Raw genomic sequence first — 19,025 nt, 5'->3', positions numbered from 1 at the left:
GAGGCATATGATGAAAAATCCTTTACGCAAACGTCTGCCCAGAGAACTGAAGGGAGAACTGGGCAAGTATCTGGTTGTATTTATCCTGATGGTTGCATCCATTGGATTTGTGTCAGGCTTTCTAGTTGCAGATAACAGTATGCTTATTGCTTACAATGAAGGTTTTGAGAAGTACAACATAGAAGACGGAAACTTTCGCACAGCAGAGCAAGTCCACAAAACCCAGAGAGAAGAAATAGAGGCGCTGGGTGTGAAGCTGTATGATAATTATTATGTGGAGGAACCTCTGGATAATGGAAGCACCATGCGTTTTTTTAAAAACAGGCAGCAGGTGGACAAGGTCTGCCTGATGAAGGGAGAGCTGCCTGCCGGGACAGGAGAGATTGCCATTGACAGAATGTATGCAGACAACAACAATCTGTCTGTGGGAGATACGCTCCGGAGCGGAAAAAGAACCTGGAAGATTACCGGCCTGGTGGCACTTTCCGACTACAGCTGCCTGTTTCAGAATAACAACGATTCCATGTTTGATGCTGTGAAATTTGGGGTTTCTGTTGTGACCGAGGAGGAGTTTGATTCTTTGGATCAGGAAAAACTGCAATACAATTATTCCTGGATCTATGACGAAAAACCGAAGACAGAAAAGGAAGAGAAAGAAGTTTCCGAGGATCTGATGGAGGATATGGGAAAGATTGTCACACTGGAGGCTTTTGTACCCCGGTATCTGAATCAGGCCATTACTTTTACAGGGGATGATATGGGTGGAGACAAGGCTATGATGATCATGCTTCTTTATATTATTATGGTGATCATGGCCTTTGTATTCGGAATTACCATCAGCAATACGATACGGAAAGAAGCCGGTGTTATCGGTACCTTACGTGCGTCCGGATATACCAGACAGGAACTGATTCTTCACTATATGACACTTCCGGTGCTGGTTACTTTTGTGGGTGCACTGATCGGAAATATCCTTGGATACACTGTATTAAAGGATGTATGTGCAGATATGTATTATGGAAGCTATAGTCTTCCGACTTATGTGACCGTATGGAATGGGGAGGCATTTGGGCTTACAACTCTGGTTCCGGTAGTTATTATGCTGGTGGTAAATTACGGAGTGCTCAGACATAAGCTGAAGCTGTCACCGTTAAAATTCCTGCGCAGGGATCTGTCGGGAAGAAAGCAGAAGAGGGCAATTTATCTGAGTCCGAAGATGAAAATCTTTTCCAGATTCCGGCTTCGGGTGATTTTTCAGAATATGAGTAATTATATGGTTCTGTTTATCGGGATCCTGTTTGCAAATCTGCTGCTGATGTTCGGATTGCTGCTTCCTTCGGCACTGTCCCATTACCAGGTGGAAATCCAGAACAATATGCTGGCAAAATACCAGTATATGCTTCAGGTTCCGGTCAGCGCAGTAAGTGGAAATAAATTTGACGGTCTGATCTCTCTGCTGGAGTTTTATATGGATTCCAGAACAGACAATGAAGATGCAGAGGAATTTTCTGCTTATTCCCTGAATACACTGCCAGGAAAATATAAGAGTGAGGAAGTACTGCTTTACGGGATCGAACCGGACAGCAGGTATGTAACGATAGATTTTAATAATACAAAAGATAAAAAAGATGAAGCGGGGAATAAAGAAAAAGCAGATAACAAGAATACGGCAAATGCAGAAAAAGAAAGCGCAGCAGTTTATATTTCGAGCGCATATGCGGATAAATTCCTGCTTCATGTGGGGGATACCATCACTCTGAAAGAAAAATACGAAAAAGAGAAATATTCGTTTAAAATAGCAGGAGTTTATGATTATACGGCTGCCTTGTGTGTGTTTATGCCCCGCAGTGAACTGAATGATATTTTTGATTTGGGAGAGGATTATTACAGTGGGTATTTCTCAGATACAGAGCTTACAGATATCAAGAGCCAGTATATAGGATCTGTAGTTGACCTTGATGCACTGACAAAGATCTCCAGACAGCTGGATGTATCCATGGGAAGTATGATGGGTATGGTAAACGGATTTGCCATTATGATCTATATGGTACTGGTCTATCTTCTTTCCAAGATCATTATCGAAAAAAATGCCCAGTCTATTTCAATGGTAAAAATCCTGGGCTATACAAATGGCGAGATCAGCAAGCTATATATTATGTCCACGTCTTTGGTGGTGGTGTTCTGTCTGCTTTTGAGTCTGCCGCTAGAAACAGTAATCATGAAAGTTCTGTTCCGGGAGATGATGCTGTCCAGTATTTCCGGATGGATTACGCTCTGGATCGACCCGATGATCTATGTGCAGATGTTTGCAGCAGGAATCATTACATACGGAATCGTGGCCTTGCTGGAATTTCGGAGAGTGAAGAAGGTTCCTATGGATGAAGCCTTAAAAAATGTTGAGTAGGACAAAATTTGATAAAAATTTGACATTATCTGGAATTTGTGATACGGTTACACAGGAAACTGTTAGAGCGACACGCTCTAGACCAATCAGTTGGAATAGGAGATTATTATGAGAAAAAGAACAACTTCAAGAGCAAAGGAAACTATTAAAGAAGCAACAACAAAGGCTACAGAAGCAGTCAAAGAGACAGTTGAGAAAACAACTGTAAAGGCTTCAGAAGTAATTGAAGAAGCAAAAGACGCTGCAGCTGATATTGCGAAGGCTCCGGTTGTAGAAGAAGCAAAAGAAACTGTAAAGAAAGCAGTAAAAGAAGTGGCTAAAAATATCGACATCAAAAAATTCGCAGAAACAACTATCGAATTACCTGGTTTTGCAGTTACAATGAGCTCCATCGAGGAAGCAATCAAAAAAGACATCAAAGACAAAGGCATCGAAGGAAAAGAAATCAGCGTTTATGTAAATGTTGAGCAGAAAGCCGCTTACTACACAGTAGACGGACAGGGCTCTGACGATTACAGAATCGACCTGAATACATTATAATCTGTAAGCATTTTTTATAAACCGAAAATGGATGTCTGCAGGGATCCGGAAAGAAAATCTGCAGACATAAAAACAGCAGGATTGTTCATAGAATGAACAGACCTGCTGTTTTGCTTATTTATGATAGAACCACACTGCGGCGGATATGGATGATATCTCAGGAAGCTTTCTGCTCAAACAGATCCTCCCTTGTAATATTCTGTGCCCATTTCCCCTGGCGGTAATGATGGAATACCCATGGCCATTTCACAAACTCATCTGTACAGAGCAGGAAGTAGACCCACAATACCGGAAGCTTCAGGACAAAGGCCGCAAAAAATCCCAGAGGTACCGCATATACCCACATATCAATGGTATCGCAGATCAGTCCGAACTTCGTATCACCGCCTGCGCGGAATACCCCGGCGATCAAGGCTGTGTTTACCGCAGAACCCATAATATAATAGGTATTGATAAGCAGCATGTACTTCAAATAATGCATTGCCCCGTCACTTAAGGATGCAAATCTCAGGACCAGAGGCGTGATGGCAAATACGATCACACCGCCAATGGCACCGGCTATAATGGTCATCTTCAGCATTCTGGAAGCATACACCTTCGATTTCTCCAGATCCCCTTTTCCCATTACATTTCCAAGAAGAATCGTTCCCGCACTGGCAATTGCAAAGCAGAACACAGAACCGATATTGCGGACAACCGTAACCAGAGAGTTGGCTGCAACGGCATCTGTTCCGAGATGTCCCAGGATCACAGAGTACATGGAGAAAGCAACACTCCAGGAAACGTCATTTCCAAGAGCGGGAAGTGACAGCCGGACGAAGTCGCCAAACAGCACCTTACTGCGGATAAACATAAAGGTCAGGTTCAATTTAACATCTTTGCTCAGGAAAGAAACGATCACGCATGCTGCCAGTTCGATCAGTCTGGAAGCAGCAGTTGCAATGGCAACACCTGTAGCCCCCAGCTTCGGTGCGCCGAAAAGCCCGAAGATAAAAGTGGCATTCAGGATAATATTCAATATAAAAGCCAGCATATTCAATGCCATACTGATCGTTACACGTCCGATGCTGCGCAAAATCGCCAGATAAACCTCTGTAATTCCCCAACAGAGATATGTAATTCCCATAATCCTAAGATAAGAAGAACCGATAGAGATCAGTTTCTGATCAGAAGTAAAAATCTTCATCATAAGCTGAGGAGCAGTAAATGCGATTAGTGCTACGATTCCCGAGATTATGATGGAAAAGCGGAGAGCAATTCCCTCGATCGCATGAATAGCCTGCATATTATTTTTTCCGAAATACTGCGCACACAGAAGAGATGCGCCTGTACCAAGTCCATAATATACCATAAACAGGATATTGGAGTAATTGGCAGCCAGAGACACCGCAGAAATCGCAGACTGTCCCACATAATTAAGCATAATTACATCTGCGGAGTTAACCGCTGCACTGAGCAGATTCTGGATAATGATCGGAATCGTCAGTTTAAGCATCTGCCGGTAAAAATTATCCTTATCGGCCGATAATGTGTTTATCATATTTACCCCCCGTAATAAGTATTTGCCCGATCAGGCAGTTTTATTAGTCTGCTTTCAGCATAATCCTTCCGGCAGAAAAACGCTATCGGTATTTTGACTGATTTCTACGTTATTTTGACTTTTGAGTCCTTAAACAAATCAACTTTGCTTATAATACCTTGCACAAAAGAAGTCGGACTGATATAATTCGTATGTATTTTGAGAGGAATACATACTGTGACTGATAAAAAATATAATGGGAGAAGTTTATGGCGACATTACAGCAATTAGATATGAATATTTTACTGTGGATCCAGGAACATTTAAGGGTGGATGCCCTGACTCCGTTCTGGAGAGCAGTCACCTTCCTCGGAAACGGAGGATGGTTCTGGATCGTATTATGTGTGCTTCTGATCTGTTTCGGGAAAACACGCAAAACAGGAGTGACAGCGGCACTCTCGCTGCTGTCAGGGTTTCTGATCACAAATCTGCTGATAAAAAATGCAGTAGCCCGTCCAAGACCTTTTGATACTTATACACAGATCATTCCGCTGATCACCAGACCGAAAGACTATTCATTTCCATCCGGCCATACCTGCGCTTCCTTTGCCGTTGCACTGGTCTGTCTGCGGATGCTGCCCGGGAAATGGGGGATTTTACCTGTTGTTCTGGCCGGAATGATTGCTTTTTCCAGACTCTATCTGGGCGTACATTATCCGGGGGATGTTCTGGCAGGATTTCTGGTGGCATTGCTCACAAGTACAGTGGCATGCAGGCTGATGCGGAGAACATTTTCACCTCAGAAAAGCTGACCGATTCAGAAGAAAACTTCCGGGGGGGGGAAAATACAAAAAAGATATGCAAAAATCAGCAGAAAAATATTCGAATGTAAAGTGTAAAGGATAATCTTGTAATGAACAAAAATGAAATCTATATAAAGAGCGGAACCAATTACAAAGAAATGACAAAGGAACTGCTGGCACAGTGCGGCCTGGCATCTGTAATTTCAGATAAAAAGATGCAGATTGGTATCAAGCCTAATCTTGTATCACCTTCCGAGGCTTCATGGGGAGCTACCACACATCCGGAAATTGTGGCGGGAATTATTGAGTATCTGCAGGAAAACGGATATGGAAATATTGCCATTCTGGAAGGCTCCTGGGTGGGAGATAAGACCATAGAAGCATACGAAGTGTGCGGATATCGTGAACTAACGGAAAAATATCAGGTGCCTTTTTGGGATATGCAGAAAGACAAGGGGATTGAAAGAGATTGCAGGGGGATGAAACTGAATGTCTGTGAACGTGCGGCAAATATCGATTTTCTGATCAATGTTCCGGTATTGAAAGGCCATTGTCAGACAAAGATCACATGTGCATTGAAAAATATGAAAGGATTGATCCCCAATACAGAGAAGCGTCATTTTCATGCGATGGGACTGCATGAACCGATTGCACATCTGAATGCGGGGCTCCATCAGGATTTTGTCGTGGTTGATAACATTTGCGGAGATCTGGATTTCGAGGATGGCGGAAATCCGGTAGTGATGAACCGTATCTGGGCGGGGACGGATCCGGTACTGATCGATTCTTATGTATGTCAGATCATGCATTATACAACGAAAGATGTACCGTATATTGAACTGGCAGAGAAGCTTGGGGTTGGAAGTACTGATCTGAAAAATTCCCGCATCATATACTGTGAGGAAAATGCCCGCAAAGAACTTCCGAAATCAAGAAAAGTGGTAGAACTTCAGGATGCAGTAGAAGAAGTAGAATCCTGCAGTGCCTGCTATGGTTATCTCATCCCGGCTCTGGAAATGCTTAAAAATGACGGCCTTTTCGAGAAACTGGACACGAAAATCTGCATCGGCCAGGGATACCGCGGAAAAACAGGAAAACTGGGTGTAGGTGCATGCACCTGTAAATTTGAACATAACGTAAAGGGATGTCCTCCAACAGAGAATCAGATTTATGATTTCCTGAAGCAGTATATTCTGGGAGAAAATAAATAATATGATATCAGGGTCCTAGAGCGTGTCTGAAAAAGGCTTTCTGCAGGATGTGCGTCACAATTTGTGGGATATTTTGCCCGGATGAGGGCGCCGTAGTGGGCTACGGCAACTGAATTCGGGTGAAATATCCCGCAAAATGGGGCGTGCAGATTGCGGGAATGATTTTTCAGACACGCTCTAGTACATCGTTTTCGAAATAACTATACCACTCACTTGTCTGCGAATCCGATTGCACAGGTCTAAAAGCCTCAGCGTAGCCCGCTACGCCTGCGTTTTTATACCAGCACACTCGAATCCGCATCCTACACGATTGGTATAGTTATTTACGAAACGATGTACTAGGTTCAAAAAGTCGTTCGTGCCTGCATGATAAGACTTTTGAATCTGGAACCCTGTTTGATTTTACAATGCCATCTTTATCATCTGTATAATTTTATCCTGCTCAAATTTACTGCTGTCAAATGCCAGATGATACTGGGAAATATCTTTCCATTTCTTATCTGTAAAGTACTCATAATAAGTACGCCGTTCTTTATCCACTTTCTTAACCAGCTTCTGTGCACTTTTTTCTTCCCGTCCCGTACGCTCGATGACAGTCTGTACACGATACTCAAATGGTGCATGGATAAATACGCTCAGGCATTTATTGTCGAGGATGTGATTGGCGCATCGGCCAACGATCACACAATCTTCTTTCTCAGCAGCATCCAGAATAATTTTTCGCTGAAGATCAAAGAGCACATCATTCATGGGAACAAAGTGAAAATCGCTGTCCATTTGAAGTTCATGGTCAATGGGAAAACGCCACTGGCTGCCACGTTTCTCATCAACCTTGGCAAGCAAATCAAAAGGAATATTCTCTTTCTGAGCTGCAATATCGATCAGCTCTTTGTCATAAAAAGCAAATCCAAGCTCTTCTGCCAGAGCTTTACCAATCAGGCGGCCATTACTGCCGAGCATCCTGTTTATTGTAATCACGCGTTTACTCATAATCAAACCCTCCTTTATGACATCTCTGTTATTGAACGATATAGATTCAGGCGGATATTCGCAAATTGTACCTGTTATCTGCAATTAACAGTGATAAGTCTTTTATTTGTGAACATTATAACATTGATACTTGAAAAAATCCAGTAAAATATATAAAAAACCAAATATATTACGAAAATATTTAGGTACAGTGCACAAAAACGATTCGCAATGAAACAAATGATACAGTTAATCCGATAATATTTTGAAAAGTGTTTTTTTGGATAGTTTTATCAATAGACACTTTTGGCTGTCATATGCTAGAATTAGAGTAATATTTACAGCAAGCAGCAAAGCGGATGATATTGTCCGCCTGACCAGGATTACTGCCGAGACATACAAGCCAAAATTCCATTGCCGCAGGCAATCTGGAATGAATTTTGGCTACGTTACTGAGAACGGAGTGAACAGTAACAAAAATTTATTTATGAAATAGAGGATATTTATAGATTTTTTCTTTAAGCTATGGTATTATATTAAATTGGCTGTCTGACGACAGATCCGAGTCAAAATATTACAAGAGATATGAAAAGTATGTAAGAAAGGGATACGATACATAATGCTGAAAATCAAAAGCTATGTAAAGGTAAACAGTCTGGCGGAAGCTTATGAACTGAACCAGAAGAAAACAGCCCGTATTCTTGGGGGAATGGTCTGGATGAAAATGGGCAACAGAGCAATATCCACAGCGATTGATCTTTCCGGTCTGGGGATGGATGCGATTTCGGAGAATGATGACGAATTTGTCATCGGATGTATGACTCCGCTTCATGACCTGGAGACAAATGAAGCTCTGAATACCTACACACATGGAGCTATGAAAGAAAGCCTTTGCCACATTGTAGGCGTACAGTTCAGAAACTGTGCCACTGTGGGAGGAAGCATTTATGGAAGATATGGTTTCTCAGATGTTCTGACCATGTTCCTGGGAATGGATACATGGGTAGAATTATATGATGCAGGCCGTATTCCACTGACTGAATTTGTAAATATGAAGAAGGACAATGACATCCTTGTAAATATCATCGTGCGAAAAGAGCCACTTCTTACCTGTTACTTAAGTCAGAGAAACATAAAAACAGATTTCCCGGTGCTGACCTGTGCAGCTTCTGTGATCGGAAATGAGGCAAGGACTGTGATAGGTGCCAGACCTGCACGTGCCATGATCGTGGAAGATAAGAAGCAGATCCTGAAGAATTTCCGGAACATGACAAAAAAGCAGAAGGAAGAGGCGATCGAAGCCTTTGCAGAATATGCGGCAGAGAACGTTCCTACTGCAGGCAATATGCGAGGATCAAAGGAATACAGAACCCTTCTTGTAAAAGTATTGACAAGAAGAGCCTGGGAAGCAGTAGGAGGGATGAAAAATGAATATTAATTTCTGGCTTAACGGAGTGAACCGCCACGCAGAGATCTCCCCGGATACACTGCTGATCGATTTCTTAAGAAAACAGGGCTGTTTCAGCGTGAAAAGAGGCTGCGAAACTGCGAACTGTGGTCTTTGCACAGTTCTTATGGACGGTCGTCCGGTGCTTTCCTGCAGTACACTTGCAGCACGCATTGAGGGAAAGAAAATCGTTACATTGGAAGGAATGCAGAGAGAAGCGCAGGAGTTTGGAAGCTTTCTGGCGAATGAAGGTGCGGAACAGTGCGGTTTCTGCAATCCGGGATTTATCATGAATGTATTTGCGATGCTCAACGAGATCAAAGATCCCACAGAGGAGCAGATCAAAGAATATCTTGCGGGAAATCTGTGCAGATGTTCCGGTTTTGTTTCCCAGACAAGGAGTATCCTGAAGTTCCTGAAATATAAGAAAGCACAGGAGGAAGCATAAAGATGAAATATGTAAATCAACCTGTACGTAAAACAGATGCAATGTCACTGGTAACCGGAAAGCCTGTCTATACAGATGATCTGGCACCAAGGGACTGCCTGATCGTGAAGATACTGAGAAGTCCCCACGCCAACGCCTGGGTGGAAGATATTAAAACAGGTACTGCCGAGAAGGTGGCCGGAATTGCATGTATCCTTACCTATAAAGATGTGCCTCAGAAACGTTTTACCCTTGCCGGCCAGACTGCACCGGAGATGAGTCCGGATGACAGACTGATCCTTGACCGTCATGTACGTTTTGTGGGAGATGCAGTTGCCATTGTTGCGGGTGAGACAGAAGAGGCGGTAGATAAAGCATTGAAGAGAATCCGCGTAGATTACCGCGTGGAGACACCGGTTCTGGATATCCACAAGGCAAAAGATAATCCGATCCTGGTCCATCCGGAGGATGACTGGAAGCTGAAAATTCCTCTTGGCGGAGACAACAAAAGAAACTTATGTGCATCCGCAGTGGAAGAACATGGAAATGTAGATGAAGTTCTGGCAAAGTGTAAATATACTGTAGAGCGCACTTATCATACAAGAGCAAACCAGCAGACTATGATGGAGACTTTCCGCACAGCCTGCTATATGGATCATTTCGGCAGACTGATCGTTCTGTCCTCAACACAGATCCCATTCCATGTGCGAAGGATCGTTGGAAGGGCACTGGACATTCCTGCTTCCAAAGTACGTGTGATCAAGCCAAGGATCGGTGGCGGCTTTGGTGCAAAGCAGACCTCTGTCAGTGAGATCTATCCGGCGATCGTGACCTGGAAAACAGGCCGCCCGTCCAAGATGATCTTCTCCAGATATGAGTCCATGATCTGCTCTTCACCGCGCCATGAGATGGAGATCACAGTACGCGCAGGTGCAGATGAAAATGGTATCATCAAGGCAATTGATCTTTATACTTTGTCCAACACTGGGGCATACGGAGAACACAGTTCTACAACAGTAGGACTCAGCGGTCATAAATCAATCGCTCTTTACAGACATACAGAAGCCTACAGGTTTGCTTTTGATGTTGTCTATACAAATGTGCAGGCTGCAGGTGCCTATCGTGGTTATGGTGCAACCCAGGGTATTTTTGCAGTGGAATCTGCAGTAAATGAGCTGGCACATAAGATGGGAATGGATCCTGTTAAGGTAAAAGAAATGAATATGCCTGTAGAGGGCGGTCCTCTTCCGGGATATCCGGATGTTCCTTATGCACAGAGCTGTTCCATGGACCGCTGTATGGCGCGCGCCAAAGAGATGATGGACTGGGATTCCAAATATCCATGCAGGGATATGGGAAATGGAAAGGTCCGCGGAGTCGGTGTTGCCATGGCTATGCAGGGATCCTCTATTGCAGGAGTTGACGTAGGCGGCGCAGATATTAAGCTGAATGAAGATGGTTCTTATACACTGGCACTTGGATGTACGGATATGGGAACAGGCTGTGATACCGTTATGGCGCAGATTGCGGCTGACTGTCTGAATACGCCTATGGATAACATAGTAGTATTCAGTGTGGATACGGATATTTCTCCTTATGATTCCGGTTCCTATGCTTCCGCCACAACCTATACCACCGGTGTAGCGGTTATGAAGGCCTGTGAGGAGCTGAAGAAAAAAATCTGTAAGCTTGGCGCAGAGATGATGGAAGTAGATGAGGGAAAAGTTGATTTCGACGGATCCTGTGTATTCTATGATGAGACACTTGAGATAAGCGATGGGGCAGACGGAAATGCAGCAGGTCATATGACAGATGCAGAAGAGGGCTATAGTGTTGATATGGATGCCATCAGTTCTGAAAATGCCCAGAAGAAAGTTTCATTGGAAGATATTGCATTAAAGAGCACTTTCTTTAACAATATCGAGCTTCAGGTTGTGAAACAGCATTCTTCACCGATCTCGCCGCCGCCGTTTATGGTAGGTATGGCAGAAGTAGAGGTGGATACAGAGACAGGCAGTGTGGATGTTCTGGATTATGTGGCGGTTGTTGACTGCGGTACACCGATCAATCCGAATCTTGCACGTGTACAGACGGAGGGCGGTATTGCACAGGGAATTGGCATGGCTCTCTGGGAAGATGTACAATATACAGATAAAGGTAAGATCCGCAACAACTCTTTTATGCAGTATAAGATCCCAACCAGACAGGATATCGGAAATATCCGCGTGGATTTCGAGTGCAGTTACGAAAAGAGCGGTCCTTTTGGTGCCAAATCCATTGGTGAGCTTGTAATTGATACTCCATGTCCGGCACTGGCTGAGGCAATTTATAATGCAACAGGTGTGCGTCTGACAGAGCTTCCGATGACTCCTGAGAAGATTGCCATGGAGATTTTGAAAAACCGCGAATCCATCCGGTCAGGGTCAAAGGTGGAAGAATGAGAGAATTATGCCTTGCCTGTGCAGGTTTTGCCCTGGAGTTTATAGTTTTTTATGCAGCAGGCATTGTTCTGGTCCGGATATTGAAAGTAAAAGGGGATTGTTCCCTGACTTTCATACTGGGATATCTGGTTTACTTTGCAGTGTTTGAACTGGTGATCGTACCGATGACACTGAAATGGGTATCCCTGACAGCTGCGGCTTATATATGGGCAGGAATCATGGCTCTGGTTATTTGCGCAGCTGTGATCTGCACAATAAAAAAACAACGGAGAATACGTGCCGGACAAACGGAAACATGTAGTGGGATTTTTGGAAGCATTTCTGAAATATGGAAAAATCACTCTGTGATGATTATCCTTGCAGGTGCCGTAGTATTGCTGCAGTGTCTGATTGTGATCTTTTACGAGGATACAACAGTAGATGCGGCGTATTATGTAGGTACAGTGAGTACTTCTGTATACACAGATACTCTTGGCAGATATAATCCCTTTAACGGAGCGATCCAGAAGGCATTTCAGGCCAGATATGTTTTTTCCGCATATCCGATGCATAATGCAGTGTGGTGCAGACTTCTGGGAATCCATCCCATTGTGCAGGCAAAGCAGGTAATGTCATGTATGAATGTAGTGACTGCCAATCTGATCATTTATCAGATCGGTAAGAGATTGTTTGACGGAAACAGGAAGAAAGCAGATCTGATGCTTGTCTTTGTCTGTGTTTTACAGCTGTTTTGCGGTACGATTTATTCCTCCGGAACTTTTTTCTTTACCAGAAGCTACGAGGGAAAAGCCATCCTTGCCAACATTGCCATCCCTGCAGTTCTTATGTGTGCCGTCTGGTATCTGCAGGAGAAAAACAGCAGGAATGTCTGGATCATATTGTTTGTCACAGCGGTCAGTGCGCTGACATTTTCCGGTTCTGCTATCATCTTTCCTATCGTGATCGCAGCGGGAATGGCTCCGGCGGCAGTTATGAATAAGAGATTTTCGGGGCTGGTATATTGTGCAGTGTGTATGCTTCCGTCGGCATTATATGCAGCTGTATTTTTTGCATGCAGAATCGGTCTGCTGACGCTGGCTGCATCATAATACAGAAAGGAGAAAAAAATGGCAGGTGTAACAATTCAGGAACTGGGACTGCGCTTTGTTGATGCATGTATGAAGCTGTACTGGGGTTCCTGCTGGTATCCTCTTCTGTTTGCTGTAGGACTGATCTGCACACTGGTCCTGGGGAGAAAAAGAAAGTCCGGGATATTTATCGGCTATACAGTATTTCTGCTGCTGACAGTATATAATCCGCTGGTTGTAAAATATCTTATCGCAAAGGCGAAGTTTGAGAATGAATATTACCGGTTTATCTGGATTCTTCCTGTGATCCCGGCGGTTGCCTACTATGGAGTCAGACTTGTGACCGCTTTTAGAAAGACCTGGATAAAAGTTCTTATGGCTGCAGCTGTGCTGACAGGTTTTGTGATCCTGGGAAATCCGCTGGACGGGGTAGTGACCAATTTTGCAATGGCAGAGAATATTTATAAGGTGCCCAATGATCTGCGTGCAGTCTGCGACGTGATCCACCAGAACCAGGAGAATGATTTTCCAAGGGTTGTTTTTGACGGCAGTCTTAACAGTATTGTGCGACAGTATGATGCGGGGATCGCCACTGTAATAAGCAGAAATGCAAGTATCTACAGATCAGGCAGTACAGTGGCGGGAAACTATGATGAGAACAGCAGTTTCTATAAAAGACAGAAAGCATTGCTGGATGTGATCGATTATCATATCTATGAAGATAAAGAAGGGTTTCAGGCTGCGTTGAAGAAATCAAAGACAGATTTCGTAGTAACACAGATCGGGCTGGTTGACCATGATTTTCTGACAGAGTGTGGTTGTGAACTGATCGCACAGACGGAATCCTGCTACATTTACAGATTTGATTATAGTAATCCTCGTAAATAATGCATATTGATCCGGCTCATCAGAGCGTGAAATTCTGCCAAGCTGTTTCAAATGCATTAATTAAGAGGCGTGCTATGATCGAAATATCATATATCTTACAAGAGAAGGAGAAAAGAAATGAAAAGTAACATAAAAAGACTTTCGCTCTGCCTTTCAGCACTGATGCTGCTGATACTGGCAAGTCCGCTGACTGTACTTGCAGCAGAGGAAGAGGTGGCTGCATCTGCGAAATTTTACGGCACATTCTGGTCGTTGGTTCCGCCGCTTGTTGCCATTGCACTGGCACTGATCACCAAAGAAGTATACAGTTCACTGTTTGTAGGAATACTGGTTGGTGCACTGTTCTACTCTAATTTTAATTTCGAAGGAACAATCCTTCATATTTTTGAAGGCGGAATGATCAGCGTTCTGACAGATTCTTATAATATGGGTATCCTGATCTTCCTTGTTATTCTGGGAACCATGGTATGTCTGATGAACAGGGCAGGCGGTTCCGCAGCATTCGGACGCTGGGCCAGTAAGAGGATTAAAAGCAGAGTTGGTGCGGAACTCTCAACCATCATTCTTGGTGTACTGATCTTTATTGACGATTATTTTAACTGTCTGACAGTAGGAAGCGTTATGCGTCCTGTGACAGATAAGCACAATGTGTCCCGCGCAAAGCTGGCGTACCTGATCGATGCCACAGCAGCACCGGTATGTATCATTGCACCGATTTCTTCATGGGCTGCGGCAGTCAGCGGATTTGTAGAAGGAGAGGATGGAATTACCCTGTTTGTACATGCAATTCCCTATAACTTCTACGCACTGCTTACGATCTTCATGATGGTGGCAATGGTTCTTATGAAAGTAGAATTCGGAACAATGGGTGTTCATGAGACAAATGCTTTAAAAGGTGATATCTACACAACACCTGCACGTCCTTATGCAAACGCGGCTGAAGATGAGAAAAGTAATCCGCGTGGCAAGGTGATCGATCTTCTGATCCCGATTGTAAGCCTTGTAATATGCTGCGTAATCGGTATGATCTATACAGGTGGTTTCTTTAGCGGAACTGATTTTGTAACTGCATTTTCACAGAGTGATGCATCTGTGGGACTGGTGCTTGGAAGCTTCTTCGGACTGGTTATCACGATTGTTTTATATCTGATACGTCGTGTTATGAATTTCAGAGACTGTATGGCGTGTATTCCGGACGGATTCAAGGCAATGGTACCTGCGATCCTGATCCTTACTTTTGCCTGGACATTGAAGGCCATGACAGACAGCCTTGGTGCATCTGTATTTGTATCTGCAATTGTTAAAAGCTCTGCAGGTGGGCTGATGAATTTCCTTCCTGCAATTATCTTTGTGATCGGGGCTGTTATCGCATTTGCGACAGGTACTTCATGGGGAACCTTTGGTATCCTGATCCCGATTGTTGTTAATGTATTCTCAGGAACAAATCATGAACTGATGATCATCTCTATTTCTGCATGTATGGCAGGTGCTGTATGTGGAGATCACTGTTCGCCGATTTCCGATACAACCATCATGGCATCAGCAGGTGCACAGTGTGAACATGTAAATCATGTCAGCACACAGCTTCCCTATGCAATGGTTGCAGCAGCAGTATCTTTCCTGACTTATATTATCGCAGGATTTGTACAGACAGCATGGATCGCACTTCCGGCAGGAATCATTCTTATGGCGATCACTCTGGTGATCATCCGATTAAAATTCGACGATCTGAAAATGTAAATAAAACCGGGCAGTCAGCACAATGCATGACTGCCCATAATTTTTGACTTGTAACAAAATAATGCATCTTTTGTAACAAAATAAAAAACTTTACTTTTTTCGGTAATTATGATAATATAGACCTTGTATTAAATAAATTATATAAATCCTTTGAAAATCAGATTTTCAAGATACGCGCCTGTAGCTCAGTGGATAGAGCAGTGGTTTCCGGTACCATGTGCGGGGGTTCGATTCCCTTCAGGCGTGCTGCCTGGGACGTATGTACAGTTCCGGTGCGTTGTATCACAGGAGTTATCAGAATCGGGAACTGTCAGAAATCGTATGGCGGCAGTGAACGGAGCAAACGGTAACTCATAAGGAGGACAAGAACTTGGATGATTTTAGAGAATGGTTATCAGATAATCTCCGGTATTTTATGCTGGGTGGAGCTATTCTGATAATTGTGGTTGTCCTGTTTTGCGGCATTCGTGCCTGTTCCGGAAGTAATAAGGGGAATTCCGGAGATGAACAGAAAACCACATCCGAAGACCAGGGAAATGTTCCTTCTTCTCCGATAAGTGAAGGGGAGTCTGACGAGAAGAAAGAAGACGCCAATCCCATGGAAACAGCAGATGCAGACGTTACTGCATTGATCACGAGCTATTATCAGGCTCTGGGGGAAAAAGATATTGCAACGCTGAAGACTCTGGAAGATGATTTCACACCGTCTGATGAGTCAAAAGTCACAAATTTGAAAGATTATATCGAAGGGTATGAAGTAGGCGATGTGTACACGAAGAAAGGTATGACAGATGATTCTTACGTGGTTTACGCCTGTTTCTCGTATATCTGTCAGGGCGTTGAGACCAAGGCCCCTGCACTGACTCAGTTCTATGTATATAAGAACAGCGAAGGAAACTGGATGATCAATAACGGAGCTTTACAGGATTCTGAGATTTCCGCATATATGGAAAAACAGTTATCAGACAGTGATGTTTCAGCTCTTATAAAGAAGGTGCAGAATGAACTGGATCAGGCACAGCAATCTGATCCGTCTCTTGAAGAATTCCTGAATGGTCTTGGGGAGGAAGCAGGTGTGTCAACAGAGGCAGAAGATGGCACGATGCTTACTGCTTCGGAGGAATGTAATGTACGCGCAGAAGCCAGCACAGATGCTGATATCCTTGGCGTGATCTCAGCAGGTGATCAGGTTCAGAAGACAGGTACTGATGGTGAATGGGTTCAGATCGACTACGACGGTCAGACCGGATACATCAGAGGAGATTTACTTGAATAAAATTGAATATGGAACGTAAAAAATACAGGCGGTTATCCTTGTGGTAACTGCCTGTATTTTTACGTTCCGTTTTTCTGACATTGTTTTTGTCAGCTTCTGCCGGAGATTTTGCTGTTCTTATTACTTTTCGCAACTTCCGCAAGGGACTTACTTGATTTGATTAAATTCACCGTATGTAACTCCTGTCGATAATTCTGTCTGATGCAGGGAAGCCAGTTCGTGCACTGTTACAAGCTGATAGCCTTCTTCGATAAGCTGCGGGATCAGGATCTCGGCTGCATCTACAGAGGTGCTGAAAATGTCATGCATCAGAATAATGGAACCATCTTTTACGTTATTCATGACTTCCTCAACCGTAGATTCCACATCCTGCGTTTTCCAGTCCAGAGTGTCAATGGACCACAGAATCATCGGGGTTCCCACAGTTGATTTTACCGTATCATTAACAGATCCATATGGCGGGCGGACCACCGAAGCTCCCTCACCTGTAAGATTTACAAGCTGTTCATCCACTCTTGCAATTTCTGAACTGATCTCATCCGAAGAAAGAGTCGCCAGATCCTTATGGTCATAAGTGTGGTTTCCAAGTTCACAGCCCAGTTTCTTCATGCGTTTTACTTCGTCCGGAAAACTGGCAATCTCAGTACCCACCATAAAGAAAGTTGCCTTTGCATTATTTTCTTCCAGACAGTCCATAAGACGGCCTGTAAAAGAGCTGGGACCATCATCAAAAGTAAGGGCAACCGACTTCTTTGCCGTAGATGTACCGGACTTGTCAGAGGTAGCTGACTTATCTGAAGATTTCTTCTTCGAGGATTTTTTCTTTGGCGTATAACCTTTCAGAGAACCATCTGTATCCAGTTCATAAGTTTTCTTATCTATTATCACAGTCCCTGTCTGCAGAATACCATCCATATCAAAATAATACCGCTTCTTTCCGATATCTGTCCAGCCTGTCTGCATAATACCGGTCTCATCCATATAGTACTGTTTCCCGTCTGTATCTGTGAACCATCCTGTGTATGGCTTATCATCTACCAAAAACATCCAGTTACTTCCACTGGAAGCCCAGCTGCCCTCTGATGCCTCAGGCGAGATATCAGTGCTTAATGCAGGACCGCCCGTAGAAGCTTCAGATGAATCTGAAGAAGTGCGTCCAAACAGTTTCCCGGAAGAAGAATCCGTAAAATTATCATTGCTATCAGTCAATGTTTCCTCAGAAGTAAACTCCGCAGAATCCTGATCTTCTGACACGAAAGCTCCGGCATCGCTGATGGCATCTGCCTGTGAAGTCACAGCGGAAGAACGGGTGAAAATTCCTCCAAGTATCAGACACAGAATAACAGAAAGTGCGATCAGCCACCGGTTTGTACGTGGTAAATGATCTGACATGAAAGCCTCCTTTTTGATAAAATCAGTGACAAAAAAGATATCCTGTCATTCGATATCATACAATAAAATCTGACAAAATACAAGGCGATTCCCCATTCCTGCCCTTTTGAAAAAAATTCCAGAAAAATTTCATCGTTGATAAGATGTACAAAAAATTATATAATAGAACAATGGACGAAAAAATCAGAATAAACAAATATTTAAGCGAGGCAGGCATATGCTCCAGACGGGAAGCCGACCGGATGATCGAAGAGGGAAGGATTACGGTAAACGGAAAAAAAGCAGAAAGCGGTCAGAAAGTCAGCCTGGAAGATGAGGTCTGTGCAGACAATATACCTGTCCATAAAAATGAAAAAAAAGTACTGCTTCTTTTTAACAAACCCAGAGGGATCGTGTGCAGTACAAAGCAGCAGTTTGATGAGACGACGGTAACAGATTATCTGGATTATCCTCTGCGTGTTTATCCTGTGGGCAGACTGGATAAAGAATCACAGGGCCTTCTCCTTCTGACAAATGAAGGAGATCTGGTCAATAAGATCATGCGCGCCGGAAACTATCATGAGAAAGAATATTTTGTGACAGTGAATAAGCCGGTGGACAGTGAATTTGTCCGAAGGATGAGCAAGGGAGTCCCTGTTCTTGATACGGTGACCAGACCATGCAGAGTGGTGCAGACAGGAGAATGCAGTTTTCGGATCATTCTGACACAGGGACTGAACCGGCAGATCCGCAGAATGTGCCGGTATCTGGGATATGAGGTACAGAAGCTGAAAAGGATCAGGATCATGAATCTGACTCTGGACGGGATCAGAGAAGGCGAATACAGAGAGATCACAGCACAGGAATGGGAAGAACTGAACCATTTACTGGAATCTTCCACAAGTGAAACAGTGATCAGAAC

At 43.7% G+C, this 19,025-nt stretch carries 15 protein-coding genes, 1 tRNA gene and 2 pseudogenes; 14 read left to right on the top strand and 4 right to left on the bottom strand.

The features are described from left to right. Positions 1 to 10: 10 nt before the first annotated feature. Both NQ550_RS11360 and NQ550_RS11355 read left to right on the top strand, forming a co-directional pair. Positions 11 to 2,404 (top strand): ABC transporter permease, encoded by a 2,394-nt coding sequence (locus NQ550_RS11360; RefSeq protein WP_025578240.1) that lies wholly within the window; start codon positions 11 to 13, stop codon positions 2,402 to 2,404. A 108-nt stretch (positions 2,405 to 2,512) separates the two neighbouring features. Next, complete coding sequence (locus NQ550_RS11355; RefSeq protein WP_008703348.1) at positions 2,513 to 2,944, top strand: DUF6465 family protein; 432 nt, start codon at positions 2,513 to 2,515, stop codon at positions 2,942 to 2,944. A 157-nt stretch (positions 2,945 to 3,101) separates the two neighbouring features. On the opposite strand, the gene NQ550_RS11350 is transcribed toward NQ550_RS11355, so the two are convergent. Beyond that, entirely contained in the window at positions 3,102 to 4,484 is a 1,383-nt protein-coding gene (locus tag NQ550_RS11350; protein ID WP_025578238.1) for an MATE family efflux transporter, read from the bottom strand. Between the two features lie 248 nt (positions 4,485 to 4,732). Here NQ550_RS11350 and NQ550_RS11345 point away from each other — a divergent pair, with 248 nt between their 5' ends. Beyond that, positions 4,733 to 5,275 (top strand): phosphatase PAP2 family protein, encoded by a 543-nt coding sequence (locus NQ550_RS11345; RefSeq protein WP_008703344.1) that lies wholly within the window; start codon positions 4,733 to 4,735, stop codon positions 5,273 to 5,275. A gap of 101 nt (positions 5,276 to 5,376) precedes the next feature. Further along, positions 5,377 to 6,477, top strand: coding sequence for a DUF362 domain-containing protein (locus NQ550_RS11340; protein ID WP_008703342.1), 1,101 nt, complete (start codon positions 5,377 to 5,379; stop codon positions 6,475 to 6,477). 68 nt (positions 6,478 to 6,545) lie between these two features. Here NQ550_RS11340 and NQ550_RS22875 read toward each other — a convergent pair. Beyond that, positions 6,546 to 6,605, bottom strand: a pseudogene (locus NQ550_RS22875) (DUF6783 domain-containing protein); the annotation flags it as partial. Between NQ550_RS22875 and NQ550_RS22870 the strand changes: the two are divergent. Further along, on the top strand, positions 6,597 to 6,677 hold the full coding sequence (locus tag NQ550_RS22870) for a DUF6783 domain-containing protein (RefSeq protein WP_390388394.1): 81 nt from the start codon (positions 6,597 to 6,599) through the stop codon (positions 6,675 to 6,677). The pseudogene NQ550_RS22875 and the gene NQ550_RS22870 sit on opposite strands and share 9 nt — an antisense overlap. Before the next feature lie 202 nt (positions 6,678 to 6,879). Here NQ550_RS22870 and NQ550_RS11335 read toward each other — a convergent pair whose 3' ends face one another. After that, positions 6,880 to 7,467, bottom strand: coding sequence for a cytidylate kinase-like family protein (locus NQ550_RS11335; RefSeq protein WP_020993942.1), 588 nt, complete (start codon positions 7,465 to 7,467; stop codon positions 6,880 to 6,882). Between the two features lie 598 nt (positions 7,468 to 8,065). Here NQ550_RS11335 and NQ550_RS11330 point away from each other — a divergent pair. The 8 genes from NQ550_RS11330 to NQ550_RS11295 all read left to right on the top strand — a co-directional run bounded on the left by NQ550_RS11330 (position 8,066) and on the right by NQ550_RS11295 (position 16,732). Further along, on the top strand, positions 8,066 to 8,884 hold the full coding sequence (locus NQ550_RS11330; protein ID WP_025578234.1) for an FAD binding domain-containing protein: 819 nt from the start codon (positions 8,066 to 8,068) through the stop codon (positions 8,882 to 8,884). Beyond that, a complete protein-coding gene (locus NQ550_RS11325) occupies positions 8,874 to 9,341 on the top strand; it encodes a (2Fe-2S)-binding protein (RefSeq protein WP_008703339.1) in 468 nt (155 codons plus the stop codon). The genes NQ550_RS11330 and NQ550_RS11325 overlap by 11 nt, the downstream gene beginning before the upstream one ends. Before the next feature lie 2 nt (positions 9,342 to 9,343). Next, positions 9,344 to 11,761 (top strand): xanthine dehydrogenase family protein molybdopterin-binding subunit, encoded by a 2,418-nt coding sequence (locus tag NQ550_RS11320; protein ID WP_025578231.1) that lies wholly within the window; start codon positions 9,344 to 9,346, stop codon positions 11,759 to 11,761. Next, the gene (locus tag NQ550_RS11315; RefSeq protein ID WP_025578230.1) at positions 11,758 to 12,849 is read left to right on the top strand and encodes a DUF6077 domain-containing protein; all 1,092 of its coding nucleotides are present in this window, start codon (positions 11,758 to 11,760) and stop codon (positions 12,847 to 12,849) included. The genes NQ550_RS11320 and NQ550_RS11315 overlap by 4 nt, the downstream gene beginning before the upstream one ends. Positions 12,850 to 12,867: 18 nt before the next feature. After that, the gene (locus tag NQ550_RS11310) at positions 12,868 to 13,716 is read left to right on the top strand and encodes a hypothetical protein (RefSeq protein WP_025578228.1); all 849 of its coding nucleotides are present in this window, start codon (positions 12,868 to 12,870) and stop codon (positions 13,714 to 13,716) included. A gap of 162 nt (positions 13,717 to 13,878) precedes the next feature. Then, positions 13,879 to 15,456, top strand: coding sequence for a Na+/H+ antiporter NhaC family protein (locus NQ550_RS11305; RefSeq protein WP_416386314.1), 1,578 nt, complete (start codon positions 13,879 to 13,881; stop codon positions 15,454 to 15,456). Positions 15,457 to 15,630: 174 nt separating this feature from the next. Continuing rightward, positions 15,631 to 15,702, top strand: a tRNA-Arg gene (locus NQ550_RS11300). Positions 15,703 to 15,826: 124 nt separating this feature from the next. Beyond that, on the top strand, positions 15,827 to 16,732 hold the full coding sequence (locus NQ550_RS11295; RefSeq protein WP_025578224.1) for an SH3 domain-containing protein: 906 nt from the start codon (positions 15,827 to 15,829) through the stop codon (positions 16,730 to 16,732). A gap of 147 nt (positions 16,733 to 16,879) precedes the next feature. Here NQ550_RS11295 and NQ550_RS11290 read toward each other — a convergent pair whose 3' ends face one another. After that, positions 16,880 to 18,124 (bottom strand): polysaccharide deacetylase family protein, encoded by a 1,245-nt coding sequence (locus NQ550_RS11290; protein WP_025578222.1) that lies wholly within the window; start codon positions 18,122 to 18,124, stop codon positions 16,880 to 16,882. A gap of 143 nt (positions 18,125 to 18,267) precedes the next feature. On the opposite strand from NQ550_RS11290, the pseudogene NQ550_RS11285 reads away from it, so the two are divergent. Continuing rightward, positions 18,268 to 18,900: pseudogene (locus NQ550_RS11285) on the top strand (pseudouridine synthase); the annotation flags it as partial. Positions 18,901 to 19,025: the final 125 nt, after the last annotated feature.

It is taken from the genome of Blautia wexlerae DSM 19850, from assembly GCF_025148125.1.
Classification (GTDB): domain Bacteria; phylum Bacillota; class Clostridia; order Lachnospirales; family Lachnospiraceae; genus Blautia_A; species Blautia_A wexlerae.
Note: the sequence above shows the minus strand (reverse complement) of the source record. Positions and strands in the feature narration are given on the sequence as shown.

Coding starts and splice junctions, on each gene's coding strand:
- NQ550_RS11360 (WP_025578240.1), top strand. CDS start 11: ATGAAAAATCCTTTACGCAAACGTCTGCCCAGAGAACTGAAGGGAGAA.
- NQ550_RS11355 (WP_008703348.1), top strand. CDS start 2,513: ATGAGAAAAAGAACAACTTCAAGAGCAAAGGAAACTATTAAAGAAGCA.
- NQ550_RS11350 (WP_025578238.1), bottom strand. CDS start 4,484: ATGATAAACACATTATCGGCCGATAAGGATAATTTTTACCGGCAGATG.
- NQ550_RS11345 (WP_008703344.1), top strand. CDS start 4,733: ATGGCGACATTACAGCAATTAGATATGAATATTTTACTGTGGATCCAG.
- NQ550_RS11340 (WP_008703342.1), top strand. CDS start 5,377: ATGAACAAAAATGAAATCTATATAAAGAGCGGAACCAATTACAAAGAA.
- NQ550_RS11335 (WP_020993942.1), bottom strand. CDS start 7,467: ATGAGTAAACGCGTGATTACAATAAACAGGATGCTCGGCAGTAATGGC.
- NQ550_RS11330 (WP_025578234.1), top strand. CDS start 8,066: ATGCTGAAAATCAAAAGCTATGTAAAGGTAAACAGTCTGGCGGAAGCT.
- NQ550_RS11325 (WP_008703339.1), top strand. CDS start 8,874: ATGAATATTAATTTCTGGCTTAACGGAGTGAACCGCCACGCAGAGATC.
- NQ550_RS11320 (WP_025578231.1), top strand. CDS start 9,344: ATGAAATATGTAAATCAACCTGTACGTAAAACAGATGCAATGTCACTG.
- NQ550_RS11315 (WP_025578230.1), top strand. CDS start 11,758: ATGAGAGAATTATGCCTTGCCTGTGCAGGTTTTGCCCTGGAGTTTATA.
- NQ550_RS11310 (WP_025578228.1), top strand. CDS start 12,868: ATGGCAGGTGTAACAATTCAGGAACTGGGACTGCGCTTTGTTGATGCA.
- NQ550_RS11305 (WP_416386314.1), top strand. CDS start 13,879: ATGCTGCTGATACTGGCAAGTCCGCTGACTGTACTTGCAGCAGAGGAA.
- NQ550_RS11290 (WP_025578222.1), bottom strand. CDS start 18,124: ATGTCAGATCATTTACCACGTACAAACCGGTGGCTGATCGCACTTTCT.